Consider the following 22564-nt stretch of genomic DNA (forward strand, 5'->3'; position numbering starts at 1 on the left):
TCCCTCCCGGTTTCTGGCCCGATCCCTTGCGGCGGGTTCAGGATGGGCCCGAATCGCCCGCCAGGTCCACCAGCGTGGCCCCGGCCAGGCTTTCCCCGCAGGCCTGCTCGCAGGCCACCATGTAGCGGTCCACCCGCGGATCCTCGGGGAGGCGGTACGGCGGCACCACCTCATAGCCGCCGGCGGCCCGAACGGCACCCAGCAGGTCCTCCAGTGGCACCCGCTCCGGGCTGCGCCCCGGGACCAGGCCCGGGGGCTCGCCCCGGGTGGGCAGCAGGAGCCCCGCCTCCTGGAGGTCCTCCACCACCCGCTCTACCACCTCCACCGGCACCTCCAGCCATCGGGCCAGCCGGTCCGCGGTCCAGGGCTCCTGGCCCCCGACCAAGTAGTCCCGGACGATGGGCGCCATCACCAGCAGCGCCAGGCGCTCGGCGAGGCGGGCGCTCACCCGCGCTCCACCCCCGGCCCGCCGCAGAGACTCGGGGTGCTGCAGGTAGAAGGCCAGCCGGGCCCCCAGCAGCAGGATCAGCCAGCTCTGGTACACCCAGATCATGAACACCACCAGGATGGCCAGCCCCGAATAGACTGCCGCGTAGCGCGTCGAGCCCACCGCTACCGCACCGAAGATCCAGCCCACCGTCTCCCACAGGATGCCCGCCACCAGCCCGCCCACCAGCGCGGCCCGCACCTGGACCCGGGCGTGGGGGATGATGAAGTAGACGAAGGCGAAGGCCAGGATCACCAGGACGTAGGGGAGGAGGGCCAGAACCGCGGCGACGACGGTGCCCAAGGGGCCGAGCGCCAGAACGGCCTGCACGCGCTCGCTGGCGAACAGGGAGGCGGTCAGGGCCAGGGCTCCCACCACCAGCAGGGGCCCCACAGCGATGATGGCCAGGTAGCCGACGATCCGCTGGCCCAGACCGCGCAGGCGGCGCACCGCCCAGAGCTCGTTGAGGGCGCCCTCCACCTTCTGCGCCAGGGAGAGGGCCGTGTAGAGCAGGAACACCACGCCCGCCGCCCCCAGCACGCCGGTATTCACTCCCTCCACGAAGCCCAGCAAACGCTGGGCCATGCGCTCGCCCGCCTCGCCAAGGGGGTCGAAGGCCCCCGCCAGCAACGGGAAGAGCTCCTCGTGGAGGCCGAACCCCTTGAGCACGGAAAAGCCCACCGCCAAAAGGGGAATGAGGGCCAGCAGGGTGGTGTAGACCAGGCTGGTGGCCTGGTCCGGGATCCGCCCCTCCCAGACCAGCTCCCGCCCCAGCACGTGCAGCACGCGCAGGACGCGGACGGCGGCCCGGCGAAACCGGCTCTCGCGGGGGTCGGACTCCCAGGCGAACCGGACCAGGGATCGGAAGAGGTGGCCCATTTCCGTCCAGCCTTTCTTTTTGCGGGGGCTTCGTCCCGCCCTCATTCCACCCTACAATACCTTCGGCACGCCCCATCCCCATCCGGGCCCCCGCATGCCCCCGACACAAGGAGCGCGCAGTGGAAACCAAGATCCTCCTCGACGAGTCGGAGATCCCCCGGCATTGGTACAACGTGGTGGCGGACATGCCCAATCCCCCTGCGCCACCGCTCGGGCCCGACGGCCAGCCGGTGGGTCCCGAGGCCCTGTCGGCGATCTTCCCGCAAGGGATCATCGAGCAGGAGATGGCCACGGACCGCTGGATCGAGATCCCCGAGCCGGTGCGGGCGGCCTACGCCCTGTGGCGCCCCGCCCCCCTGTACCGCGCCCACCGGCTTGAAGCGGCCCTGGGGACCCCGGCGCGCATCTACTACAAGTACGAGGGGGTGAGCCCCGCCGGCTCGCACAAGCCCAACTCCGCCATCGCCCAGGCCTACTACAACAAGCGGGAGGGCTTCACGCGGCTGGCCACCGAGACCGGCGCCGGCCAGTGGGGCTCCTCCCTGGCCTTCGCCGGGGAGATGTTCGGCCTCGACGTGCGCGTCTACATGGTGAAGGTGAGCTACGAGCAGAAGCCCTTCCGCCGCTCCATGATGCAGACCTGGGGCGCCGAGGTGCTGCCCAGCCCCACCGACCAGACCGAGGCCGGCCGCAAGGCCCTCGTGGAGGATCCGACCAACCCTGGCTCCCTGGGCCTGGCCATCTCCGAGGCGGTGGAGGACGCCGCCGGCCGCGACGACACCAACTACGCCCTGGGCTCGGTGCTCAACCACGTGCTGCTGCACCAGACCGTGATCGGCCTGGAGGCCAAGAAGCAGTTCGACCAGGTGGGCGACTACCCGGACATGGTGTTCGCCCCCTGCGGCGGCGGCTCCAACTTCGGCGGCGCCGCCTTCCCCTTCCTGGCGGACAAGGCGGCGGGCAAGGAGGTACGCCTGGTGGCGGTGGAGCCCACCTCCTGCCCCACACTCACCCGCGGCCACTACGCCTACGACTTCGGCGACTCCCAGGGCCTCACGCCCCTCTCCCTCATGTACACCCTGGGCCACGACTTCATGCCGCCCTCCATCCACGCCGGCGGCCTGCGCTACCACGGCGACTCGGCCCTGGTCTCCCAGCTCTACCACGAGGGCATCCTGGAGGCGGTGGCCGTGCCCCAGGTGGAGACCTTCCAGGCCGGCGTCACTTTCGCCCGCGCCGAGGGCATCATTCCCGCCCCCGAGACCAACCACGCCATCCGCGCCTGCATGGACGAGGCGCTGCGCTGCAAGGAGAGCGGCGAGGAGAAGACCCTGTTCTTCAACCTCTCCGGGCACGGCCACTTCGACATGGCCGCCTACGACAAGTACTTCTCCGGCGAGCTGGAGAACTACGAGTACCCCGCCGAGGAGATCGAGGCCGCCCTGCACCGGCTGCCCAGGGTCGCCGGGACCTGACCGGGCGCTCCGGGACGAGGCCGCAAAAAACCCCGCTCCAGAAGGAGCGGGGTTTTTCTTGCTGCGGCGAAGGCTACGGACGGGTCAGTGGATATCCCGCCAATACTCCTTCTTCACCAGGTAGGTGACCAAACCGAGGATCACCAGGAACAGCAGGACCCAGGGACCCATGGAGTGGCGCGCCTTCACCGAGGGATCGCCCACATAGGACATGAAGGACACTAGGTTCTGAACCTTTTGATCCAGCTTCTCCGGCACCTCCGGGTACTCCAGGTCCCCCTCCTCCCCGTCGTGGTGGGGCTGGGGCATGGCGTCGTAGTACTCCGGGGCCTCTTCGGTCATGCTGTAGAGGACGTTGGGCATGCTGACCTCCGGGAACACATGGTTGTTCCAGCCGTTGGCCGCATCTTCGTCGCTGTGGAAGCGCAGGAGGTAGGTGTAGATCCAGTCCTCCCCGCGGACCCGCGAGGTCAGGGAGAGGTCCGGCGCCGAGGCACCGAACCACCGGTCACCCTGATCCTCCGTCATGGCCGATTCCAGGTGGTCGTTGACGCTGGCGAGCCCATACATCAGCTCGTCCTCGACCTCCTCCTTGGCCATGCCGAGATCCTCCTCCAGGTTCTTGAGGCGGAAGAACTCGGCGGAGTGGCAGCCCATGCAATTGTCGATGAAGGTCTCCGCCCCGTCGCGCAGGGCCTCGTCGGAGTAGTCCACCTCCATGTGCATGAGATCCGCCTCGCCGCCCGCCCCCAGGGCGAGACCCGGAAGGGCGACAAGGCCCGTCACGATAGCTGCGATCCAGTTCTTCATCACTTGGTCACCCTTTCCGGAACCGGTTTCGGCTTTTCCCACTTGGACACGAACGGCAGCGCGATAAAGAACGCGAAGTAGATCACCGTGAAGATCCGCGCGAACATGGTGTAGGTCGCGGTCGCCGGTTGCCCGCCCAGCCACATGAGCACCACGAAGCTGATGCCGAACAGGATGACCATCTGCTTGTAGATGGGCCGGAACCGCCAGGACTTGACCTTGGAGCGGTCGAGCCAGGGCAGCAGGAACAGGAAGGCGATGGCCAGGAACATCAGCACCACGCCGGTTAGCTTGTCGGGCACCGCGCGCAGGATGGCGTAGAAGGTGCCGAAGTACCACACCGGCTTGATGTGCTCGGGAGTCTGCAGCGGATCGGATTCCATGAAGTTGTCGTGCTCCAGGAAGTACCCGCCCGCCGTCGGCAGATAGAAGATGATCACCGCGGCAACGAACAGGAAGACAACCGCGCCAAAAATATCCTTCACCGTGTAGTAGGGATGGAAAGGAATGCCATCCACCGGCTTGCCGGTTTCATCCTTGTTCTTCTTGATCTCCACCCCGTCCGGGTTGTTGGACCCCACCTCGTGCAGAGCGATCAGGTGCACGGCCACCAGGGCCAGCAGCACGATGGGCAGGGCCACCACATGCAGGGCGAACAGGCGGTTCAGGGTGGGGTCGTCGATGGAGAACCCACCGCGAATCCATTCCGCCAGGTCCGGACCGATGTAGGGGATGGGAGTGAACAGGTTGATGATCACCTGGGCGCCCCAGTAGGACATCTGGCCCCAGGGCAGCACGTAGCCCATGAAGGCCTCGGCCATGAGCACCAGGAAGATCAGCATGCCCACCAGCCACACCAGCTCCCTTGGCTGCTTGTACGAGCCGTACATGAGGGCGCGGAACATGTGGAGGTAGATTACGATGAAAAAGGCCGAGGCGCCCGTGGAGTGCATATACCGGATCAGCCAGCCGTAGTTCACATCGCGCATGATGTGCTCGACGGAGGCGAAGGCCAGCTCGGCGTCCGGCTTGTAGTGCATGGTGAGGAAGATGCCGGAGACGATCTGCACCACCAGCACCAGCAGCGCCAGCGAGCCGAAATAATACATGAAGTTGAAATTCTTCGGCGCGTAGTACTCGGTCAGATGCTCGCGGATGTTCCGCATGAGCGGATAGCGGGCATCGACCCAATCGATTACTCGGTTCACGTTCGCTCCCCCTTAGCCCATCGGCTCGCCGATGCGAAGCTCGCTATCGGAGAGGAATTCATAGTAAGGAACTTCCATGTTCCGCGGCGCGGGACTGCCTTCCATGACCCGTCCGGCCAGGTCGTAGCCGGAACCGTGACACGGACAGAAGAAGCCGCCCTTCCAGGCCCCCGACCAGAAGTCGCCGCCGGATTCTGGATTGTAGGAGGGGATGCAGCCAAGGTGGGTGCAGATGGCAATCATGACCAGCCATTCGGGTTCACGGGACCGGTACTCGTTGGCCGCGAACTCGGGCTGCTCGGACTTCTCGGAGTCCGGGTCCTTGAGCTGGTCCGTGACCTCCGGATCCTCCAGGGTCTCCAGCATCTCGTCGGTCCGCCGCACCACCCACACCGGTTTGCCTTGCCACATGACGGTGATGCGCTGGCCCTTGTCGACCTTTGACAGGTCCACCGTGGTGGTGGCCTCGGCCATGACCGCCGCGCTCGGCGACATGCTCCGGATGAAGGGGACAGCCGCGTAGCCCACGCCAACCGCCCCAACCACGCCGGCGGTCCAGTTCAGGAACCGTCGGCGGTTGGGGTTCACACTGTCCGTACTCATAGCTCCTCCTAGGACGGGAAAGGCATCAATCGCGGGAACGGGACTTCGAAATGTTTGGCGCGGAGAACGGAGACGCTATTGATCTCCGGAATCCGCAGAAATCGGGCCTGATCAGGAACAAAAAACGAAAGCCGGCTCCCCGGCCGGCATAGGTTCCTGCATGCAAGGCCGTCCGGTCAAGGCCAGCCCTTTCTGTCCATCCATAAAAGAATTTAATGATTTTTTAAAATTGCAGGACAGGAATAAGCCTATGCTGGATTCGGAATGTCGACGAAGCGATGTTCCAGGCCGAAGCGCTCCGCCAGGTGCCGGCCCAGGGATCCTGCCCCGGCCCGTTCGGTAGCGTGGTGGCCTGCAGCCACGAAGTGGATGCCGAGCTCGCGGGCCATGTGGGTAGCGCGCTCGTTGGACTCCCCGGTCAGATAGCAGTCGTAGCCCGCGGCCGCGGCCTCCTCCACAAGGTCCGGTGCGCCGCCGCTGCACACCGCCACCCGCTCGATCCGCTTCTGGGGGCCGGCCACGTGCAGGGTCCGGGTCTCCAGCCGCTCCCCCACCCGTTCCAGGAAGGCGGTGGGCTCCAGGGGAGTCGCCAGGCTTCCCCCCAGGCCGATGGTGATACCGCCCAGGGCGCCAAAGGGCTCGGCGCCCCGCACCTCCAGGACCTCCATCAGACCGGCGTTGTTGCCCACGGTTGGGTGGCGGTCAAGGGGCAGGTGGTAGGCCAGCAGGGAAAGGTCGTTCTTCAGAAGGGTGCGGAGGCGGTTGCCCTTCATCCCCACCACCCTGGGATCCTCTCCCTTCCAGAAATACCCATGGTGGACCAGCACCAGATCGGCCCCGTCCGCCACCGCCACGTCCAGCAGCGCCTGGCAGGCGGTGACCCCGGAGACGATCCGCTGTACCCGGGCGCGGCCCTCCACCTGCAGCCCGTTGGGAGAGAAGTCCGACACGGCGCCCACTTCCAGGAACTCGTCGCAGTAGGCCACCAGCTCGTGAAGATCCACCGACATCTCAGCCTCCGGGCATCAGGTAACCGTCCAAACAACCGCGGAGTGCACGCAGCGCGCGGAGAAAGAGGAAAGAGAGCTTCCGCAACCATGCCGGGGCCGCCCCGGCATGGTCCGCCGGCAAGGCGGTTCCGGCTCCAACCCTGGGGAAGCGGCTATCGGCCGCCACCGTCCGGGGCCCCATTTGTCGCGGGTGCCCTGGCCGCTCTCCCTGCAGGAACTGGAAGGAAGGGTTCTTTCCCTGCGTGCGTCCCGGATCCTCCGTGGCCCCATTGATTGCGGAGCAGCACCGACCCTCAGGATTCCTCCTCCGCCGAGTCGCTTTCCGCCTCCTCCTGCGGGGTCACGTAGCGCGACAGCACGATCCCCAGCTCATAGAGCAGCCATACCGGGAAGCCCAGCAGGACCTGGGAGATAACGTCAGGCGGGGTGATGAGCGCGGCCAGAATGAACGCGCCGGCGAACACATAGCGGCGCTTGGCCCGCATGCCCTCCACCGTCACCATGCCCAGGCGCACCAGGGCCATGCAGACGACGGGGATCTCGAAGGAGGCGCCGAAGGCCAGGATCAGGGTCAGCGAGAAGCCCAGGTACTCCTTCATGGTGGGCATGGCCATGATCTCTTCGTTGGCGAAGCCCACCAGGAACTGGAACGCCAGCGGGAACACCAGGAAGAAGCTGAAGGCCGCCCCGAACAGGAACAGGAAGATGGACAGGATCAGGACCGGGAAGAACACCCGGCGCTCGTTCTTGTACAGTCCCGGGGCCACGAAGGCCCAGAACTGGTACAGCACCACCGGGATGGCGAGCAGGAAGCCGGTGAGCAGGCTGACCTTGAGGTAGGTGAAGAAGGCCTCGCCGGGGTTGGTGAAGATGAAGGAGGACTGCTCGGGCAGGGTCCGGTTCATGGGCTCGATGAAGAAGCTGAAGATCCGCTCCTTGAACGGATAGGCAGCCAAAAAGCCTACCAGCACCCCCGCCAAAGCCCGGGTCATCCGGGACTTCAGCTCCAGGAGATGACCGACCAGGGTATCCGATTGCTCGCCGGGATCAGCCACGGTCTTTGTCACTCTTCGGTTGGTCCTGCTCCAGCTCCCGCTCCATGGCCTCGGCGGCTTCCCGCTCCGGATCCGCCTCTGGCTCCGCATCCGGGCGCTCACCTTGGGTTTCGGGGGCTGCGGAAGCCTCGTTCCCGCTGTCCTCCCCCGCGGCGGCCTCCGCCTTCCGCTCCTCGCCGCCCGCTTCCCGATTCTCCGCGGACGCGGAGCCCTTTTCGGCCTTGCGGGAAGGATCGGTGGCCGCGCGGGTCTCGCGGTCCACCTCCTGCACGGACTTCTTGGTCCGCTCGAGGGATTCCCGCGTCTCGCGCTGGAGCTCGCTCAGGTGCAGGTCCCGGTCCAGCTCGGACTTCATGCCGTCCAGATACCGCTTGGCCTGATGGAACCAGCCGCCCACCGTCCGGGCCACCTCCGGGAAGCGCTCGGGACCCACCACCAGCAGGAGGATAAGCCCGATCACCAGCAACTCGATGAAGCCGATATCAAACATGGCCCGAGGGGAACCTCAATAGGCGTGGACCGGGGCCGGCGGCCCCGATGTCGGGGTGTGCAAGGGAGGGGTTACTTCTTTTCTTTCTCTTCTTCCTTCTGCTCCACCGTGCTGCCCTCGATGGTCTCGCCCTGGCTGTGCTCCAGGCTCTCCGGCTCTTTCTTCTCGTCCTTGGGGGTACCGTCGTCCATGGACTGCCGGAAGCCACGGATGCCCTTGCCCAGGGCGCTGCCGATCTCCGGCAGCTTGCCGGCACCGAAGAACACCAGCACGATCACCAGAATGATCAACAGCTCGGGAATACCGAATCCACCAAACATGGCCCATCCTCATGAAGTTTCGTTTTCGAATGCGGGCGGGCGCCTAGCTTTCGGCCCCGCCCCGGGCCGCCTTTTCCGTGTGCCCCGGGGTACCGAAGCGGCGGTCCAGCTCGGCCAGCACCTCGTCCGGCCCCAATCCCTGCTCGGCCAGCATGACGAGGCAATGGAACCAGAGATCGGCGGTTTCCGAAACCACGGCGTTCCGGTCCTGCTCCCCGTCCTTGGCGGCCAGCAGGACCTCCGTGGCCTCCTCCCCCACCTTCTCCAGGATTTTGTTGCGCCCCTTGGCGTACAGGGAAGCCACGTAGGAGCTGTCGGGGGTCGCCCCCTTCCGCTCCTCGAGGACCGCCGCGATACGCCGCAGGGTGCCTTCGCCCCCGTCCGGGCCGGCCTCCTTCCCGCCCCCGGGAGCGGGCTGCGTCTTTACCCAGGAACCGTCCTCCAGGCGTTGGAAGAAGCAGTTGGCGCGCCCGGTATGGCAGGCCGGGCCGGTCTGTTGCACGCGCAGGAGGACGGCGTCATTGTCGCAGTCCAGCCGGATCTCCTCCACGGCCTGCAGGTGGCCCGAGCTCTCGCCCTTTCGCCACAGCTTGGACCGGGAACGGGACCAATAGGTTGCATAGCCGTCACGGACCGTGGCCGCCAGGGCCTCCCGGTTCATGTAGGCCTGCATGAGGACCTCCCCCGAGCGCGCCTCCTGGGCGACGGCCACCACCAGGCCCTTGTCGTCCCACTGCACCGCGTCCAGCCAGCTTTCCTCGCTCATCGGCGCACCTCGATGCCGGCGGCAGCCATGGCCTCCTTGGCATCGGCCACGGAATGCTCGCCGAAGTGGAAGATGGAGGCGGCCAGCACCGCATCGGCGCCGCCGTCCCGCACCCCTTCCACCAGGTGCTCCAGGGTGCCCACGCCACCGGAGGCGATCACGGGCACCGGGACGGCATCGGCCACCGCCCGCGTCAGTCCCAGGTCGAAGCCGTCCTTGGTGCCGTCGCGGTCCATGCTGGTGAGCAGGATCTCCCCGGCGCCGCGCTCGGCCACTTCCCGGGCCCAGGCCACGGCGTCGATGCCCGTGTCGTTGCGGCCGCCATGGGTGAACACGTGCCACTCGCCCTCGCCCACCCGCTTGGCGTCGATGGCCACCACGATGCAGGAAGCGCCGAAGCGCTGCGCGGCGGCGGTCACCACATCGGGGTCCTTAACCGCGGCGGTGTTGATGGCCACCTTGTCGGCGCCGGCCCGCAGCAAGCGGCGCACGTCGTCGCTGGTGCGCACGCCGCCGCCCACGGTGAGCGGGATGAACACCTCCGCCGCCACCTGCTCCACCACCTCCACGATGGTGTCGCGGCCTTCGTGGCTGGCCGTGATGTCGAGGAACACCAGCTCGTCGGCGCCGGCCTCGTCGTAGCGGCGGGCGATCTCCACGGGGTCGCCGGCGTCGCGGATCTCCTTGAAGCGCACGCCCTTGACCACGCGGCCGGCGTCCACGTCCAGGCACGGAATCACGCGCTTAGCCAGCATGGTCTTCCGCCACCTCGTTGGCCTCGGCGAAGTCCAGGGTGCCCTCGTAGATGGCCCGCCCGGTGATGGCGCCGGTGACCCCCTCCCCCTCCACGCCCTTCAGGGCGCGGATGTCCTCCAGGGTGTGGATCCCCCCGGAGGCGATCACCGGGATGCGCAGGGAGCGCGCTAGGGCGGCGGTGGCCTCCACGTTGGGGCCGGTGAGCATGCCGTCGCGACCGATGTCCGTGTAGACGATGGCCTCCACGCCGTAGTCCTCGAACTTCCGCGCCAGATCCGCCACGTCGTGGCCGGTCATCTTGGACCACCCCTCCACGGCCACCTTGCCGTCCCGGGCATCCAGCCCCACCATCACATGGCCGGGGAACTCGGTGGCCGCCTGCCGCACCAGGCCCGGGTTGCGCACTGCGGCGGTGCCGAGGATCACGTAGCTGACCCCGGCGTTCAAGTGGGCCTCGATGGTCTCCAGGTCGCGGATCCCGCCCCCCAGCTGCACCGGGACGTTGCCGGCCTCGCTGGTAATGGACCGGATGGCCGGCTCGTTCTCCGGCCGGCCGGCGAAGGCGCCGTTCAGATCAACGATGTGCAGGCGCCGAGCCCCGGCCTCCAGCCAGCGCCGGGCGGTGGCGGCGGGGTCCTCGGAGTAGACCGTGGAATCGCTCATCTCGCCCTGGCGCAGCCGCACGCAGGCGCCATCCTTCAGGTCGATGGCGGGGATCAGCAGCATTGGCCCGCCTCCTTGCTGTTGGCGGGGTCCCAGGCGATGAAGTTGGCCAGCAGCTGCAGGCCGTGCCCGGAGCTCTTCTCCGGGTGGAACTGGGTGGCGAAGATGTTCTCCCGGGCCACCGCCGAGGTGAACTGGATGCCGTAGACGGTGGCCCCCGCGATGATCTCCGGGCCCGCCGGCTCCACGATGTAGGAATGGTCGAAGTAGAAGCGGCTGCCGTCCCCGACGCCCGCCCACAGGGGATGGTCCGCCTCCATGAAGAAGACCCGGTTCCACCCCATGTGCGGGACCTTCAGGCGCTTGCCGGCGTCGTCCACCATGGCCTCCTCCGGGAAGGCCACCGCCCGCCCGGGCAGGATGCCGAGGGCGGGGTGCTCGCCGTACTCCAGGGAGGTCTCCACCAGGGCCTGCATGCCCAGGCAGATGCCCAGGAAGGGCTTGCTGGCGGCGGCCTCGGTCACTGCCTCGCGCAGCCCCTGCGCGTCGAGGGCTGCCAGGCAGTCGCGGATGGCCCCCACGCCCGGAAGCACGACACGGTCGGCGGCCGCCACCTCGGCGGCCGTGGTGGCGATGGTGACCTCGCCTCCAACGTGCTCCAGGGCCTTGGACACCGAGCGCAGGTTGCCCATGCCGTAGTCGATGACGGCGATGCGGCCCGCCATCACAGGCTGCCCTTGGTGGAGGGCACCGTGCCGCCGGCGCGCGGGTCCTCGGCCACGGCGAAGCGCAGGGCGCGGCCGAAGGCCTTGAAGGCGGACTCGGCGATGTGGTGGGCGTTCTCGCCCCGCAGGTTGTCCAGGTGCAGGGTCATGGCGGCGTGGTTCACCAGGCCCTGGAAGAACTCCTTCAGCAGGTCCACGTCGAAATCGCCGATCCAGCCGCGCGCGAACACCAGGTGGTACTCCAGGCCGGGCCGGCCGGAGAGGTCCACCACCGCCCGCGACAGGGACTCGTCCAGCGGGCAGTAGGCGTGGCCGTAGCGGTAGATGCCACGCTTGTCCCCCACCGCCTGCGTCAGCGCCTGGCCCAGGGTGATGCCCACGTCCTCCACGGTGTGGTGGGCGTCGATCTCCAGGTCCCCCTCGGCGCGCACGGTGAGGTCCATGGCGCCGTGGCGGGCGATCTGGTCGAGCATGTGGTCGAGGAACGGCACGCCGGTGGCGACGTCGCACCGGCCGGTGCCGTCCAGCTCCAGGGTGATCCGGATGTCCGTCTCCGCGGTGGCGCGGGAGACCTCGGCGCGGCGCGCGCTCATTGGTCCTTCTCCCCGTCGTTCCCCTCCGGCCCGCCCGCCCGCGCGCGGTATTCCGCGGAGTGGGCGTGGGCGGTGAGCCCTTCCGCGCGCGCCAGCACGGCGGCCATGGCCCCCAGCTCGCGCGCGGCGTCGGGGCTGCAGCCGATGAGGCTGGTGCGCTTCTGGAAATCGTAGACGCCCAGCGGCGAGCTGAAACGGGCGGTGCCCTCGGTGGGCAGCACGTGGTTGGGCCCGGCCACGTAGTCGCCCATGGCCTCGGCGGTGTGCCGGCCCAGGAACACCGCCCCGGCGTGGCGCACCTCCTCCAGCAGGGTGTCGGGCTCGGCCACGGACAGCTCCAGGTGCTCGGGGGCAATGCGGTTGGCCACCGCCACCGCTTCCTTCAGGTCCGCCACCCGGATCAGGGCGCCGCGGTCCTCCAGGGAGCGCCGGGCGATCTCGGCCCGGTTCAGGGTCTCCAGCAGGCTGCGCAGGCTGTCGGCCACCTTGTCCAGGTGCTGGGCGTCGGGAGTGATGAGGATGGCCTGGGCGTGCTCGTCGTGCTCGGCCTGGGAGAGCAGGTCCATGGCCACCCAGTCGGGATCGGTGTGGCCGTCGCTGACCACCACGATCTCGCTGGGGCCGGCGATCATGTCGATGCCCACCCGCCCGAACACCAGCCGCTTGGCGGTGGCCACGTAGCGGTTGCCGGGCCCCACGATCTTGTCCACCGCCGGTACGGTCTCCGTCCCGAAGGCGAGGGCCCCGACGGCCTGGGCGCCGCCGATGGTGAAGGCCAGGTCCACGCCGGCCACCGCCGCGGCCGCCAGCACCAGGTCGTGCACCTCGCCGCCGGGGGTGGGCACGGTCATGACGATCTCGCCCACCCCCGCCACCTTGGCCGGGAGGACGTTCATCAGCACCGTGGAGGGGTAGGCGGCGGTGCCGCCGGGGATGTAGACCCCCACCTTGTCCAGGGGGGTCACCTGCTGCCCCAGGCGGGTGCCCGAGTCGTCCACGTAGGACCAGCCGCGATCCTTTTGCCGGGCGTGGAAGTCGCGAATGCGGCCCGCCGCGCCCTCCAGGGCCTCGCGCTGCTCCGCGGGGATCCGCTCCAGGGCCGCCTCCATGCGGTCCCGGCCGATCTCCAGGGAGGCCATGGTGGAGTGCTCCACCCGGTCGAACTGGTGGGTGTAATCCAGCACCGCCGCGTCGCCCTCGGCGCGCACCCGGTCGAGGATGGCGCGGACCGTGGCCTCCACCTCGCGGTCCGCCTCCTCCTCCCAGGCCAGCAGGGCGTCCAGGTCGCGGGAGAAGGTGCTGTCCGTGCTGTCCAGGCGGCGGATGTTCATGGCTTGCTCCGGCTGTTTCCCGTTGTAGGAGGGGCGCCTACGCCTCAGGAGGCCTTGTCCTCCAGCACCCCGGCCAGGCTGTCGATCAGGTCGGAGACCAGGGGATGCTTGAGCTTGAGGGCGGCCTTGTTCACCACCAGCCGGCTGGAGATGCCGAACAGGGTCTCCACCTCCACCAGGCCGTTCTCCTCCAGGGTGCGTCCGGTGCTCACCAGGTCCACGATGCGGTCGGCCAGCCCCACCAGCGGCGCCAGCTCCATGGAGCCGTAAAGCTTGACGATCTGGGTCTGGACCCCCTGGCGGGCGAAGAAGTCCCGGGTGATGTTCGGGTACTTGGTGGCGATGCGCACCCGGTCCCAGCGACTGGGGTCGTCCTCCGCAGCCAGCCCCTCGGGCTCGGCAACCACCATGCGGCACTTGCCAATGCCCAGGTCCAGGGGCTCGTAGAGATCGGCGCCCTGCTCCAGGAGCACGTCCCGCCCCGCCACGCCCACATCGGCGGCGCCGAACTCCACGTAGGTGGGCACGTCGGTGGCGCGCACGATGACCAGCTCCACCCCGGGGCGGTTGGTGCCCACCACCAGCTTGCGCGAGGCGTCGGGGTCCTCGCTGGGGCGGATGCCCACCCGCTCCAGCAGGGGCAGGGTGTCCTCCAGGATGCGGCCCTTGGACAGGGCGATGGTCAGCTTGGCATCGAGCATGGAGCCAGGTCTTTCGCTTAAACGGGATTCAGAAAGCGCCAAGAGGCCAAGGCACCAAGAAGCAAAGCCCCTCCCGGCCCGAGAATGAAGGCTGGAGCCAATCGGGCCACTCTCCCGATTATAGACTTCAAATTTTGGTTTTTCGCCGGTCTTGGCTTCTTGGCGCCTTGGCGTTTTTGGTCTTCAGGCCGGCATGCGGCGCACGTCGGCGCCGAGCAGGGCCAGCTTCTCCTCGATGCGCTCGTAGCCACGGTCGATGTGGTAGATGCGCTCCACCACCGACTCCCCTTCCGCCACCAGCCCGGCCAGAACCAGGCTGGCCGAGGCGCGCAGATCGGTGGCCATCACCGGGGCGCCGGTGAGGGACTCCACCCCCTGCACGATGGCGGTGTTGCCGGAGAGCTCGATATCCGCGCCCATGCGCTGGAGCTCCTGGACGTGCATGAAGCGGTTCTCGAACACGGTCTCGGTGACCGTGGAGCCGCCCTCCGCCAGGGCGTCCAGGACCATGAGCTGGGCCTGCATGTCCGTGGGGAAGCCCGGGTAGGGCTGGGTGCGCAGGTTCACCGCCCGCGGGCGGCGGTCCATCTGCACCCGCACCCAGTCGCCGCCCTCCGTGACCTCGGCGCCCATCTCCCGCAGCTTCTCGCTCACCGCCTCCACGTGCTCCGGCTCGGCGTTGCGCAGGGTGACGTCGCCGCGGGTCAGGGCGGCGGCGGCCATGTAGGTGCCGGCCTCGATGCGGTCCGGCAGCACGCGGTGCTCCACCCCGTGCAGCCGCTCCACCCCCTCGATGACCAGCTCGTCGGTGCCGATGCCGGAGATCCGGGCGCCCATCTTGTTCAGACACTCGGCGAGGTCGGAGACCTCCGGCTCGCGGGCGGCGTTCTCCAGCACCGTGGTGCCCTCGGCCAGGGTGGCGGCCATCATGAGGTTCTCGGTGCCGGTGACCGTGGTCTGGTCGAAGAAGAAGCGCGTGCCCTTGAGGCGCGCGGCGCGGGCCTTGATGTAGCCCTCCTCCACCTCGATCTCGGCGCCCATGGCCTCCAGTCCCTTGAGGTGGAGGTTCACCGGCCGGGTGCCGATGGCGCAGCCCCCCGGCAGGCTCACCTCCGCCTCGCCGTAGCGGGCCAGCAGGGGCCCGAGCACCAGGATGGACGCCCGCATGGTCTTCACCAGCTCGTAGGGCGCCCGCAGGGACGTCAGGTCCGTGGCGTCCACCTCCACGCTCATGCGCTCGCCGATGATCACCCGCGCGCCGAGCTGGCCCAGCAGCTCGATGGTGGTGGTCACGTCGCGGAGGTGGGGTACGTTCGCGAAATACATCGGAGCCTCGGCCAGCAGGGAGGCCGAGAGCAAGGGCAGCGCGGCGTTCTTCGCCCCGCTGACCAGGGTCTCGCCCTCCAGCCGGTTACCCCCCCGTAGGATGATCTTATCCACTAACCTCTCGCCTACCTTAGCTCCGCAACCCCCTTCCCCCGTTGTCCGGAAAAAGGGACCCGCTTTGGATACCGGATTGCACAAGGAGGCAATTAAACCACACATCCGGGAGGGGCAGCCACCGCCGGTCCGCAAACAGCTCGGCCGCCCGGGAGGGCGGCCGAAAGGCTCCGGAACGGAGCGGCCGGAGGCCTACTTCAGCATGGTCTCCAGCTCGCCGTTCTGGTACATCTCCAGCATCAGGTCGCTGCCGCCGACGAACTCGCCGTCGATGTAGAGCTGCGGGATGGTGGGCCAGTCGGCGTATTCCTTAATGCCCTCCCGGACGCTGTTGTCCTCCAGCACGTTCACGTCCTGGAAGTCCACACCCAGGTTCTGGAGGATCTGCACCGCACGCCCGGAGAAGCCGCACTGCGGGAAGTCCTTGGTGCCCTTCATGAACAGGACCACCTTGTGGCCGTTGACGTAGCCCTCGATCTTCTCGTTAACCGCTGTATCCATCGCCTGCTCTCCTCCTTACCCGGTTCCCATCTAGCTGGGATTGTTGGCCTCGACCATGGCCCGGTACTGCTCCGGGGTGAACGTCTTCACCTCCAGGGCGTGAAGCTCGCCCTTGAGCTCCTCGCCCAGGGCGCCGTAGACCTTCCGGTGCTGTTTGACCCGGGGCATGCCCTCGAATTCCTCGGCCACCACCAGCACGCCGAAGCGGTCCCCTTCGCCCTGGACGACCACCTGGGCCGCCGGCAGCTCGGCCTGGATCTTGGCCTTAACCGTTTCCGCGTCCATTGATTCGCATTCCTTGAGTCATTTACTCGGATTTTCCAATCCTACCTGATTCCCCCCAGGCCGGGGAACCTTATATTACCGACTTCTTATGCCTTCCGGAAACAGCCCCTGGTCGCGGATGCTCCCCCGGCTGCGGCCGATCCGCCCTGAGGGTCCACACCCCGGGCCCGAGGAGCCTCCCCGCCCTATTTCGAGAATTATTCTCATTTGTATTGACACCCCGGGGCAGGCCGAGTAGAGTTGCGCTTAAATTAAATGGTAAGCGTTCTCATTTAACCCCACAAAGGAGAACCGCACATGCGCAAGGTACCCGCGATCCTGGCCTCGGCCCTGGCCGCCTCGGGACTGACCCTGCCCGCCCACGCCCAGGAAGGCGCCGACCAGCAGCGCCTGGAGGAGCTGGAGCGGAAGGTGGACATCCTCTCCGAGGAGCTGGAGGGTGGCCGCCGCGAGGGGCTGGTCTCCGAGGAGTACGAATACCAGCCCGCCTACGGGGTGGGTCCGGCCGGCGCCAAGATCTACGAGGTGGATCAGGGCCTGTCCATCGGCGGTTACGGACACGGGTTCTACAAGAACTCCTCCGTCGACGGCGCCGACGAGACGGACTTCTACCGCCAGATCTTCTACGTGGGCTACCGGTTCAACGACTGGATCCTCCTGAACACCGAGATCGAGATCGAGCACGTTGAAGAGGTCTACGTGGAGTTCGCCTACCTGGACTTCCTGCTCCACGAAAAGGCCAACCTGCGCGCCGGCATGATGCTGTCGCCGCTGGGCCTGGTGAACGAGATCCACGAGCCGCCCACGTACTTCGGCAACATCCGCCCCGAGTTGGAGAAGCAGATTATCCCCACCACCTCCCGGGAGAACGGCGTTGGCCTGTGGGGCAACCTCACCGACACCCTGGAATACCGGCTGTACGTGCAGAACAGCTTCAACGCCATCGGGGACGGCGCCTCCAACATCGATGGCGCCAACGTGCGCGGCGTTCGCCAGAAGGGCGCCAACGCCCAGGCCGACGACCTGGCCGTCACGGGCCGCCTGGACTGGACCCCGGTGGACGGCGTCATGCTCGGCGGCTCCTTCTGGAGCGGCGACATGGGTCACGAGCAGGAGCTTTTCGTAGATGGAGACGGCGAGTCTCTGGGCACCCCGGACGTCCACATGGACCTCTACGAAGCCCATGCCCAGTACAAGCGCAACGGCCTGTGGCTGCGCGGGATGTTTGCGCAGGCCCGGATCGACGATACCCAGGAGCTTTCCGATTCGCTGGATGAGGGCGTCAGCGATACCATGACCGGCTGGTACGCGGAGGCGGGCTACGACATCATGCCCCACATCGCCAACCTGCCCGAGCAGTCGCTGTACCCCTGGGTGCGCTACACCGACCTGGACACCCAGTCGGACGTGCCCTCCGGATACACCGCCGACCCGGCCAACGATCGCACCATCACCGAGGCGGGCCTGCACTACATGCCGCACCCCAACGTGGCGATAAAGGCCGAGGTCAAGCAGTTCGACAGCGAAGCATCGGCCGAGGACGCGAACAACCAGACCGAGTACCTGGTGGGCATCGGCTACAACTTCTGAGCCCGGTCGCATAGAGGGCAATGCGAGCACGCCCGGCGCCGCCGGGCGTGTACCTATTGGGAGGATCCGAGCCAATGGCGAAGCGAAATAGATGGATCCGGCTGCCGGGCATCATGCCCCTGGTGCTGGCGCTGCTGGTGGGCGGCCTGACCGCGGGCCACGCCGAGGAGAAGGTGGGCAAGGAGGAGGCCCTGGACGCCGGGCTGCCGGATGCGGCGGAAGTGGAGAAGGAGACCCTGTACCTCTCCGAGGAGGAGCGTAAGCAGATCGAGGATCGCGCCGACGCCGAGCTGGAGAGCCGGCTGTTCACCGTCTACAAGGGCCTGGACGGCGACACCGTCACCGGCTACGCCTTCATCGACACCCGCACCATCCGCACCAAGCCCGCCACTTTCATGGTGGTCCTGAGCCCCGAGGGCAAGGTCCGCCAGACCCGGGTGCTGGCCTGGAAGGAGCCGCCGGAATACAAGCCCGGCGAACGCTGGCTGGCCCAGTTCGAGGGCCACGGCCTGGAGCCGCACACCCGACTGGGCGGCGAGATCCAGTCCATGAGCGGCGCCAGCCTTACCTCCCGGACCCTCACCGACGGCGTGCGCCGGGCACTGGCGGTCCACGCGGTCAAGCTGGCGGAGGACGACTGAGGATGCGCTTCACCGTTACCGGCGAGCAGCGCAAGAACGACTTCCTGCGCACCGTGATCCTGCTTTTCCTGGGCTACATCCTGCTGCACTGGGTGAGCAACGGCGCCATGTACTTCCTCAACATGACCCTCACCTACGACTCGGTGGTCGGGTACTACCTGGGCAACCCCGACGAGTTCAGCGAGCCCCGCAGCTACGAGGGCATGCTGGAGGTGGCCCATTTCCACCTGTTCGCCATGGGCATCCTGCTCATCACCCTCGTCCACCTCATGCTGTTCGCGCCGCTGTCGGACCGGGCCAAGCAGGCCGGGATCTGGCTGCCCTTCCTGTTCGCCGTGGGCAACGAGGGCGCGGGCTGGCTGGTGCGCTTCGCCGCCCCGGAGTTCGCCTACCTGAAGATCGTCACCTTCCTGGGCCTGGAGCTGAGCCTGCTGTGGGTGATGGGGGTGACCCTGTGGTCGCTGGCCACCAACCGGCGCGGCGGCTACCGCGTCCGGACCAGCTCCGGGGAAGCCTGAACAACGGAACAGGAAACGCCAAGACTCTGGAACCGCCAAGGACGCCAAGCGCGCCAAGAAAGAAACTACGCAACGGCATCAAAAGCGGAACGCCCCTAGGGAACCCCACCCCCAAGACCCCCGATAACCATTCGGCTCTGAAGCGGGTCGCCGCTCCTACAGAGCCTTGTGCTTACTCCGTCTTCTTGGCGTCCTTGGCGGTTAGGCGCTTTTCAGCCCCGCATCTTGTAGCCCGTGCCCAGCATCCACAGCGCCGCCGCCGACAGCAGCATCAGAAAGCCCAGCACGAAGGCAAAGCTGAAGGCCAGGGAGACGTCCGAGTGGCCGATGAAGCCCGCCCGGAAGCCGTCGATCATGTAGAAGAACGGATTCAGGTGGGAGACGCCGCGCCAGAAGGCGGGCAGGTCGTTGATGGAGTAGAACACCCCGGAAAGGAAGGACAGGGGCACCACGAAGAAGTTGGTGAAGGCGGCGATCTGGTCGAACTTCTCCGCCCAGATGCCGGCAATGACGCCGAACGCGCCCATCACCGAGCTGGCCAGGAACGCGAACAGCAGGATGGCGCCCAGGTGGTCCAGGCTCAGGTCCACGAAGAAGATGGCCACGATGTAAACGCTCACCCCCACCAGCATGCCCCGGATGGCGGCGGCCAGCACGAAGGCCAGGTAGAACTCCAGGCTCGACAGGGGCGGCAGCAGGATGAACACCAGGTTGCCGGTGACCTTGGACTGGATCAGGCTCGACGAGCTGTTGGCGAAGGCGTTCTGGATGATGGACATCATCATCAGCCCGGGCACCAGGAACTCCGTGTACGACACCCCCGGGTAGACGTTGACCCGGTCCTCCAGCACGTAGCTGAAGATGAGCAGGTACAGGAGGGTAGTGACCATGGGGGAGAACACGGTCTGCACCCCCACCTTCCAGAAGCGCATCACCTCCTTGCGCAGCAGGGTCAGGAAGCCGGTGAGGTTGAACTCCATCATGTGACATCCTCGGGGCTGAGCTGCTCGCCGGTGAGGCGGCGGAAGACGTCCTCCAGGGAGGGGCTACTGGTCTGCAGGTCCGTAACGGCGATGCCGGCGTCCTGGAAGCGGTTGAGCAGCTCCACGGGATTGTGCTGCTCCTTGTCGAACCGCAGGCGCACCTGCCTGCCCTCCCGCTCCGCCACGAAGGGCGCCAGGGTCTCCGGAACCTCCGCGCCGGCGTCGGCCAGGGTCACGCACAGGGAGCGGGTGGTGTCCCGGGCCAGCAGCGCGTCCTTGGTGTCGAGGGCCTGCACCTCGCCGTGGTGGATGATGGCGATGCGGTCGCAGAGCTCCTCGGCCTCCTCCAGATAGTGGGTGGTGAGCACCACGGTCATGCCCTCGTCGTTCAGGCGCTGGGCGAACTCCCAGAGGCTGTGGCGCAGCTCCACGTCCACGCCCGCGGTGGGCTCGTCGAGGATGGCGATGGAGGGCCGGTGGGCCAGGGCCTGGGCGATGAGCACCCGCCGTTTCATGCCGCCGGAGAGCTGGCGCATGTTGGCCTCCCGCTTGTCGTCCAGCTCCAGGGCATTCAGCAGCTCGTCCAGCCAGCCGCCCATGTTCCGCACGCCGAAGTAGCCGGCTTGGTTGCGGATCACCTCCTCCACGGTGAAGAAGGGATCGTAGACCACCTCCTGGGGCACCACGCCGATGCTGCGGCGGGCGTGGCGGAAGTCCCGGACGGTGTCGTGGCCGAGCACCTCCACCCGGCCGCCGTCGGGCACCACCAGGCCGGCGATGGTGCTGATGAGGGTGGACTTGCCCGCCCCGTTGGGTCCGAGCAGGCCGAAGAACTCGCCCTGCCGGACCTCCAGGTCGATGCCCTTCAGGGCCTGGAGCTTGCCGAAGCTCTTGCGGATGCCCTGGATGCTAATGGCTGCCTGGCTCATGCAGGCGCTCCCTGAGGTTTCGGTTCGAGAAAAAGCGGATATGCTACCGCATTAGGGCCCCCGCGGGCACGGGACCACCCTGCCACGCGGACCGGGGCCCGGCTTGCGGGCCACCCGGTTTCGCCTTATGGTTGCACCCCCGTCAATCCCGAGCGATCGCCTGCGGGAATCTCCAGGCTAACGGTAACGGAAGGAGTCGGCTCATGGCGCGCACGGTGCACTGTGTCTACCTGGGACGGGAGGCCGAGGGCCTGGACCGCCCGCCCCTGCCGGGGGAGCTCGGCCAGCGCATCTACAACCACGTCTCCAAGGAGGCCTGGCAGCAGTGGCTGCAGCACCAGACCATGCTGGTGAACGAGATGCGCCTGAACCTCATGGACCCCAAGGCCCAGCAGTACCTCCAGGCCCAGATGGAGCACTTCTTCTTCGGCGAGGGCGCCGAGATGCCTGAAGGGTACGTGCCGCCCGACGAGAAGTCCTAGTACGGCCCTGGTATTCCCCCGGGGCTCGCCCAAAAGCGATCATGGGGGCTTGTGGGAGCGGTCCGGGACCGCGACCAAAGGGGCCCCTTTTGCCGGTCGCGATCAAGGATCGCTCCCACAATACCCGGTTCCGCCGTGGATTCGACCCGACACGGAACGACCGGCAAAGCCGTACCAGCCAAATCATATGCCGATAAAGGCCGGGGTTACCCTCCGCGGGGCTATCGCTCCGTAGGAGCGAAGCCCGCGTCGCGACCGATGCGCCGGCCCTACCCTTCCCCGCCCACCCAGTTCCGCGGCTGCAGGAACTGCTCCTGCAGCTCCGCCTCGGGGCTGCCCGGCTCGGGGTGCCAGTCGTACTGCCAGGCGGCCAGGGGCGGCATGGACATGAGGATGCTCTCCGTGCGCCCGCCGCTCTGCAGACCGAACAGGGTGCCCCGGTCGTAGACCAGGTTGAACTCCACGTAGCGCCCCCGGCGCATGAGCTGGAACCGCCGCTCGCGCTCGCCGTAGGGCGTGTCCCGCCGCCGCTCGGCGATGGGCCGGTAGGCGGGCAGGAAGGCGTCCCCCACCGCCCGGGTGAAGCCGAAGGTCTGCTCCCAGCCGTCGTTCAAGTCGTCGTAGAAGATCCCGCCCACGCCGCGCATCTCGCCGCGATGCTTGATGGTGAAGTAGTCGTCGCACCACGCCTTGAAGCGGCCGTAGTAGTCGGGATCGTAGCCGTCGCAGGCGTCCTTCAGGGTGCGGTGGAAGTGCGCGGCGTCCTCCTCGAACCCGTAATACGGGGTCAGGTCCGCCCCGCCGCCGAACCACCAGGCGGTGCCGGCGTCGAAGAAGCGCACGTTCATGTGCACGGTGGGCACGTAGGGGTTGCGGGGATGGAGCACCAGAGAGACGCCGGTAGCGAGGAAGGGCTGGCCGGCCAGCTCCGGCCGGCGGGCGCTGGCGGACTCGGGCAGCCGGTCGCCGTGGACGGCGGAGAAGTTGACCCCGCCGCGCTCGATGAGGTTGCCCTCCTCCAGGACCCGGGTGCGGCCGCCGCCCCCGCCCTCGCGGTCCCAGGCGTCCTCGCGGAAGGCGGCCCCGCCGTCCAGGGCCTCCAGATCGGCGCAGATGCGGTCCTGAAGATCCCGCATGTACGCCTGCACCAGCTCCGCCCGCGTCCGGTCCGCTTCGCCCAATCGCCCCTCCTGTTCCGTGGAAGTCCGTAAAAGCCATGCAAGGCCCCGCCTTGGGGTCTAAAATAAGGGCTCGAAATCGGCCGCATTCGGTCCCGGGCATTTTTCCCCGGGACCGTTGACGCAACCCAAGGAGCCGCATCCC

At 67.5% G+C, this 22564-nt stretch carries 26 protein-coding genes; 5 read left to right on the forward strand and 21 right to left on the reverse strand.

What is annotated here, in order from left to right:
- Window positions 1-37: 37 nt before the first annotated feature.
- Window positions 38-1366: a YihY/virulence factor BrkB family protein gene (locus ACLFRB_RS02545; RefSeq protein WP_411067429.1), complete on the reverse strand. Its 1329-nt coding sequence runs from the start codon at window positions 1364-1366 to the stop codon at window positions 38-40.
- A gap of 119 nt (window positions 1367-1485) precedes the next feature.
- Between ACLFRB_RS02545 and ACLFRB_RS02550 the strand changes: the two genes are divergently transcribed.
- A complete protein-coding gene (locus tag ACLFRB_RS02550; protein WP_411067430.1) occupies window positions 1486-2841 on the forward strand; it encodes a TrpB-like pyridoxal phosphate-dependent enzyme in 1356 nt (451 codons plus the stop codon).
- Window positions 2842-2925: 84 nt separating this feature from the next.
- Here the strand turns inward: ACLFRB_RS02550 and ACLFRB_RS02555 are convergent, their stop codons facing one another.
- From ACLFRB_RS02555 to ACLFRB_RS02635, 17 genes are all read right to left on the reverse strand, one after another.
- Window positions 2926-3651, reverse strand: coding sequence for a cytochrome c1 (locus tag ACLFRB_RS02555; protein WP_411067431.1), 726 nt, complete (start codon window positions 3649-3651; stop codon window positions 2926-2928).
- Window positions 3651-4817 (reverse strand): cytochrome b, encoded by a 1167-nt coding sequence (locus ACLFRB_RS02560; RefSeq protein WP_411067475.1) that lies wholly within the window; start codon window positions 4815-4817, stop codon window positions 3651-3653. The genes ACLFRB_RS02555 and ACLFRB_RS02560 overlap by 1 nt, the downstream gene beginning before the upstream one ends.
- A 54-nt stretch (window positions 4818-4871) precedes the next feature.
- On the reverse strand, window positions 4872-5462 hold the full coding sequence (gene petA, locus ACLFRB_RS02565) for a ubiquinol-cytochrome c reductase iron-sulfur subunit (RefSeq protein WP_411067432.1): 591 nt from the start codon (window positions 5460-5462) through the stop codon (window positions 4872-4874).
- Window positions 5463-5710: 248 nt separating this feature from the next.
- Window positions 5711-6472 (reverse strand): Nif3-like dinuclear metal center hexameric protein, encoded by a 762-nt coding sequence (locus ACLFRB_RS02570; protein WP_411067433.1) that lies wholly within the window; start codon window positions 6470-6472, stop codon window positions 5711-5713.
- Between the two features lie 293 nt (window positions 6473-6765).
- Entirely contained in the window at window positions 6766-7527 is a 762-nt protein-coding gene (gene tatC / locus ACLFRB_RS02575) for a twin-arginine translocase subunit TatC (protein ID WP_411067434.1), read from the reverse strand.
- Window positions 7520-8017 carry a Sec-independent protein translocase protein TatB gene (gene tatB / locus ACLFRB_RS02580; RefSeq protein ID WP_411067435.1) on the reverse strand — a complete coding sequence of 166 codons (498 nt, stop codon included), beginning with the start codon at window positions 8015-8017 and terminating at the stop codon, window positions 7520-7522. Before tatB ends, tatC begins: the two co-directional genes overlap by 8 nt.
- Window positions 8018-8088: 71 nt before the next feature.
- Window positions 8089-8337, reverse strand: coding sequence for a twin-arginine translocase TatA/TatE family subunit (gene tatA, locus ACLFRB_RS02585; RefSeq protein ID WP_411067436.1), 249 nt, complete (start codon window positions 8335-8337; stop codon window positions 8089-8091).
- 43 nt (window positions 8338-8380) lie between these two features.
- Complete coding sequence (gene hisIE / locus ACLFRB_RS02590) at window positions 8381-9103, reverse strand: bifunctional phosphoribosyl-AMP cyclohydrolase/phosphoribosyl-ATP diphosphatase HisIE (protein WP_411067437.1); 723 nt, start codon at window positions 9101-9103, stop codon at window positions 8381-8383.
- Window positions 9100-9858, reverse strand: a complete 759-nt coding sequence (gene hisF, locus ACLFRB_RS02595) for an imidazole glycerol phosphate synthase subunit HisF (RefSeq protein ID WP_411067438.1) — start codon at window positions 9856-9858, stop codon at window positions 9100-9102. The genes hisIE and hisF overlap by 4 nt, the downstream gene beginning before the upstream one ends.
- Window positions 9848-10585, reverse strand: a complete 738-nt coding sequence (gene hisA, locus ACLFRB_RS02600) for a 1-(5-phosphoribosyl)-5-[(5-phosphoribosylamino)methylideneamino]imidazole-4-carboxamide isomerase (protein WP_411067439.1) — start codon at window positions 10583-10585, stop codon at window positions 9848-9850. Before hisA ends, hisF begins: the two co-directional genes overlap by 11 nt.
- Window positions 10576-11247 carry an imidazole glycerol phosphate synthase subunit HisH gene (gene hisH, locus ACLFRB_RS02605; RefSeq protein ID WP_411067440.1) on the reverse strand — a complete coding sequence of 224 codons (672 nt, stop codon included), beginning with the start codon at window positions 11245-11247 and terminating at the stop codon, window positions 10576-10578. Before hisH ends, hisA begins: the two co-directional genes overlap by 10 nt.
- Entirely contained in the window at window positions 11247-11840 is a 594-nt protein-coding gene (gene hisB / locus ACLFRB_RS02610) for an imidazoleglycerol-phosphate dehydratase HisB (RefSeq protein WP_411067441.1), read from the reverse strand. Before hisB ends, hisH begins: the two co-directional genes overlap by 1 nt.
- Window positions 11837-13171 (reverse strand): histidinol dehydrogenase, encoded by a 1335-nt coding sequence (gene hisD, locus ACLFRB_RS02615; protein WP_411067442.1) that lies wholly within the window; start codon window positions 13169-13171, stop codon window positions 11837-11839. Before hisD ends, hisB begins: the two co-directional genes overlap by 4 nt.
- Before the next feature lie 44 nt (window positions 13172-13215).
- Window positions 13216-13872, reverse strand: a complete 657-nt coding sequence (gene hisG, locus ACLFRB_RS02620; RefSeq protein ID WP_411067443.1) for an ATP phosphoribosyltransferase — start codon at window positions 13870-13872, stop codon at window positions 13216-13218.
- Between the two features lie 183 nt (window positions 13873-14055).
- Entirely contained in the window at window positions 14056-15312 is a 1257-nt protein-coding gene (gene murA / locus ACLFRB_RS02625) for a UDP-N-acetylglucosamine 1-carboxyvinyltransferase (RefSeq protein ID WP_411067444.1), read from the reverse strand.
- Between the two features lie 192 nt (window positions 15313-15504).
- Entirely contained in the window at window positions 15505-15813 is a 309-nt protein-coding gene (grxD, locus tag ACLFRB_RS02630; protein WP_054965605.1) for a Grx4 family monothiol glutaredoxin, read from the reverse strand.
- A 30-nt stretch (window positions 15814-15843) separates the two neighbouring features.
- Complete coding sequence (locus tag ACLFRB_RS02635; protein ID WP_411067445.1) at window positions 15844-16098, reverse strand: BolA family protein; 255 nt, start codon at window positions 16096-16098, stop codon at window positions 15844-15846.
- A gap of 297 nt (window positions 16099-16395) precedes the next feature.
- Between ACLFRB_RS02635 and ACLFRB_RS02640 the strand changes: the two genes are divergently transcribed.
- From ACLFRB_RS02640 to ACLFRB_RS02650, 3 genes are all read left to right on the forward strand, one after another.
- Window positions 16396-17688 carry a hypothetical protein gene (locus ACLFRB_RS02640; RefSeq protein ID WP_411067446.1) on the forward strand — a complete coding sequence of 431 codons (1293 nt, stop codon included), beginning with the start codon at window positions 16396-16398 and terminating at the stop codon, window positions 17686-17688.
- 74 nt (window positions 17689-17762) lie between these two features.
- Window positions 17763-18329 (forward strand): FMN-binding protein, encoded by a 567-nt coding sequence (locus ACLFRB_RS02645; protein ID WP_411067447.1) that lies wholly within the window; start codon window positions 17763-17765, stop codon window positions 18327-18329.
- A gap of 2 nt (window positions 18330-18331) precedes the next feature.
- Window positions 18332-18847 carry a hypothetical protein gene (locus tag ACLFRB_RS02650; protein WP_411067448.1) on the forward strand — a complete coding sequence of 172 codons (516 nt, stop codon included), beginning with the start codon at window positions 18332-18334 and terminating at the stop codon, window positions 18845-18847.
- A gap of 212 nt (window positions 18848-19059) precedes the next feature.
- Here ACLFRB_RS02650 and ACLFRB_RS02655 read toward each other — a convergent pair whose 3' ends face one another.
- Together ACLFRB_RS02655 and ACLFRB_RS02660 are read right to left on the reverse strand one after the other, a co-directional pair.
- Complete coding sequence (locus ACLFRB_RS02655) at window positions 19060-19830, reverse strand: ABC transporter permease (RefSeq protein ID WP_411067449.1); 771 nt, start codon at window positions 19828-19830, stop codon at window positions 19060-19062.
- The gene (locus ACLFRB_RS02660) at window positions 19827-20759 is read right to left on the reverse strand and encodes an ATP-binding cassette domain-containing protein (protein ID WP_411067450.1); all 933 of its coding nucleotides are present in this window, start codon (window positions 20757-20759) and stop codon (window positions 19827-19829) included. Before ACLFRB_RS02660 ends, ACLFRB_RS02655 begins: the two co-directional genes overlap by 4 nt.
- Before the next feature lie 203 nt (window positions 20760-20962).
- Here ACLFRB_RS02660 and ACLFRB_RS02665 point away from each other — a divergent pair, with 203 nt between their 5' ends.
- Window positions 20963-21241, forward strand: a complete 279-nt coding sequence (locus ACLFRB_RS02665) for an oxidative damage protection protein (RefSeq protein WP_411067451.1) — start codon at window positions 20963-20965, stop codon at window positions 21239-21241.
- A 269-nt stretch (window positions 21242-21510) separates the two neighbouring features.
- On the opposite strand, the gene hemF is transcribed toward ACLFRB_RS02665, so the two are convergent.
- The gene (hemF, locus tag ACLFRB_RS02670; RefSeq protein WP_411067452.1) at window positions 21511-22422 is read right to left on the reverse strand and encodes an oxygen-dependent coproporphyrinogen oxidase; all 912 of its coding nucleotides are present in this window, start codon (window positions 22420-22422) and stop codon (window positions 21511-21513) included.
- Window positions 22423-22564: the final 142 nt, after the last annotated feature.

It is taken from the genome of Thiohalorhabdus sp., assembly GCF_046545655.1.
GTDB lineage: Bacteria > Pseudomonadota > Gammaproteobacteria > Thiohalorhabdales > Thiohalorhabdaceae > Thiohalorhabdus.

What these genes read in the sequence shown, in the direction of transcription:
- ACLFRB_RS02545 (WP_411067429.1), bottom strand. Translation starts at nt 1,366, where the DNA reads ATGGGCCACCTCTTCCGATCCCTGGTCCGGTTCGCCTGGGAGTCCGAC.
- ACLFRB_RS02555 (WP_411067431.1), bottom strand. Translation starts at nt 3,651, where the DNA reads ATGAAGAACTGGATCGCAGCTATCGTGACGGGCCTTGTCGCCCTTCCG.
- ACLFRB_RS02560 (WP_411067475.1), bottom strand. Translation starts at nt 4,817, where the DNA reads ATGCGGAACATCCGCGAGCATCTGACCGAGTACTACGCGCCGAAGAAT.
- petA (WP_411067432.1), bottom strand. Translation starts at nt 5,462, where the DNA reads ATGAGTACGGACAGTGTGAACCCCAACCGCCGACGGTTCCTGAACTGG.
- ACLFRB_RS02570 (WP_411067433.1), bottom strand. Translation starts at nt 6,472, where the DNA reads ATGTCGGTGGATCTTCACGAGCTGGTGGCCTACTGCGACGAGTTCCTG.
- tatB (WP_411067435.1), bottom strand. Translation starts at nt 8,017, where the DNA reads ATGTTTGATATCGGCTTCATCGAGTTGCTGGTGATCGGGCTTATCCTC.
- tatA (WP_411067436.1), bottom strand. Translation starts at nt 8,337, where the DNA reads ATGTTTGGTGGATTCGGTATTCCCGAGCTGTTGATCATTCTGGTGATC.
- hisIE (WP_411067437.1), bottom strand. Translation starts at nt 9,103, where the DNA reads ATGAGCGAGGAAAGCTGGCTGGACGCGGTGCAGTGGGACGACAAGGGC.
- hisF (WP_411067438.1), bottom strand. Translation starts at nt 9,858, where the DNA reads ATGCTGGCTAAGCGCGTGATTCCGTGCCTGGACGTGGACGCCGGCCGC.
- hisA (WP_411067439.1), bottom strand. Translation starts at nt 10,585, where the DNA reads ATGCTGCTGATCCCCGCCATCGACCTGAAGGATGGCGCCTGCGTGCGG.
- hisH (WP_411067440.1), bottom strand. Translation starts at nt 11,247, where the DNA reads ATGGCGGGCCGCATCGCCGTCATCGACTACGGCATGGGCAACCTGCGC.
- hisB (WP_411067441.1), bottom strand. Translation starts at nt 11,840, where the DNA reads ATGAGCGCGCGCCGCGCCGAGGTCTCCCGCGCCACCGCGGAGACGGAC.
- hisD (WP_411067442.1), bottom strand. Translation starts at nt 13,171, where the DNA reads ATGAACATCCGCCGCCTGGACAGCACGGACAGCACCTTCTCCCGCGAC.
- hisG (WP_411067443.1), bottom strand. Translation starts at nt 13,872, where the DNA reads ATGCTCGATGCCAAGCTGACCATCGCCCTGTCCAAGGGCCGCATCCTG.
- grxD (WP_054965605.1), bottom strand. Translation starts at nt 15,813, where the DNA reads ATGGATACAGCGGTTAACGAGAAGATCGAGGGCTACGTCAACGGCCAC.
- ACLFRB_RS02635 (WP_411067445.1), bottom strand. Translation starts at nt 16,098, where the DNA reads ATGGACGCGGAAACGGTTAAGGCCAAGATCCAGGCCGAGCTGCCGGCG.
- ACLFRB_RS02640 (WP_411067446.1), top strand. Translation starts at nt 16,396, where the DNA reads ATGCGCAAGGTACCCGCGATCCTGGCCTCGGCCCTGGCCGCCTCGGGA.
- ACLFRB_RS02645 (WP_411067447.1), top strand. Translation starts at nt 17,763, where the DNA reads ATGGCGAAGCGAAATAGATGGATCCGGCTGCCGGGCATCATGCCCCTG.
- ACLFRB_RS02650 (WP_411067448.1), top strand. Translation starts at nt 18,332, where the DNA reads ATGCGCTTCACCGTTACCGGCGAGCAGCGCAAGAACGACTTCCTGCGC.
- ACLFRB_RS02655 (WP_411067449.1), bottom strand. Translation starts at nt 19,830, where the DNA reads ATGATGGAGTTCAACCTCACCGGCTTCCTGACCCTGCTGCGCAAGGAG.
- ACLFRB_RS02660 (WP_411067450.1), bottom strand. Translation starts at nt 20,759, where the DNA reads ATGAGCCAGGCAGCCATTAGCATCCAGGGCATCCGCAAGAGCTTCGGC.
- ACLFRB_RS02665 (WP_411067451.1), top strand. Translation starts at nt 20,963, where the DNA reads ATGGCGCGCACGGTGCACTGTGTCTACCTGGGACGGGAGGCCGAGGGC.